This is a genomic window from Acidovorax sp. KPB24-07, from assembly GCF_057543315.1.
On sequence record NZ_BAAJYS010000772.1, the window covers coordinates 1 to 967 of the forward strand.

The following is a 967-nucleotide window of genomic DNA, read 5'->3' on the forward strand; positions in this document are numbered from 1 at the left end:
GCCCCCGCGCCTGCCAGTCCGCCCCCACCGAAGGGCAGCGCGCCTGCCCCGAAGCCCGCAGCCGCAGCGCGCGCGACGGCGGGCGGTGGGGACGATGACTGGACGTCGTTCTAGGGAATCATTGACACGCACCGGCTGCGACGCCCCCGATGCATCAGGGGGCTGCCGGCCGTGGGGCCATCGCGGGATGGCCTTCGAAAGCAAGGGTGACCCGCAGCGCGGGCAGGTCCCGGTCTCGACGGGGTGGGTGCCCCAGGCCCAGGCCTGCGCCAGCCACCCCTTGCGCCAACGAGGGCGCGCGATCAGCCCAGTTCGGCGATCAATTCGATTTCGACGCACGCACCCATGGGGATCTGCGCCACGCCGAAGGCGCTGCGGGCGTGCACGCCCCGGTCGCCGAACACCTGGCCGAACAGTTCACTCGCGCCGTTGGTCACCAGATGCTGTTCGGTGAACTCGCCCGTCGAATTGACCAGGCTCATCACCTTGACGATGCGCTTGACCCGGTTCAGGTCGCCACCGGTGGCCGCATGCAGCGTGCCCAGCAGGTCGATGGCCACGGCCCGCGCGGCCGCCTTGCCTTCTTCGGTAGTGATGCTGCGGCCGAACTGCGCGGCCCAGGGCTTGCCGTCCTTGCGCGCGATGTGTCCGCTCAGGAACACCAGGTTGCCGGTCTGCACGTAGGGCACGTAGGCCGCGGCGGGGACCGAGACGGGGGGCAGGGTGATGTCGAGTTCTTTCAGCTTGTCGTAAACGCTCATGGTGTTCCTTGGCAACGGGAGGAGTGAGAAGGCAGAAAAAGGCCGCAAGCCCCGGGGGCCTGCGGCGCAGCGCGCAAGTGTTGCACAACCGGCTGGCGGTTCTCTGCGTTCGCCGTTCCTCGCGGCGGCGCCGGCACCTGGGGCGCGCCGGTCCCGCTCACGCGCCGGGATCGGTCATCCCGTGGCCGCCCGCTCAGGCGATGGCC

General features: G+C 70.3%; 1 protein-coding gene. It reads right to left on the minus strand.

Going from position 1 to position 967, the window contains the following annotated elements:
- Positions 1–302 precede the first annotated feature (302 nt).
- Positions 303–761 carry a RidA family protein gene (locus AC27IQ_RS25695; protein WP_284430151.1) on the minus strand — a complete coding sequence of 153 codons (459 nt, stop codon included), beginning with the start codon at positions 759–761 and terminating at the stop codon, positions 303–305.
- Between the last annotated feature and the right edge of the window lie 206 nt (positions 762–967).

Excerpts from the sequence above, each read along its gene's own strand:
- AC27IQ_RS25695 (WP_284430151.1), bottom strand. The coding sequence starts at position 761 with ATGAGCGTTTACGACAAGCTGAAAGAACTCGACATCACCCTGCCCCCC.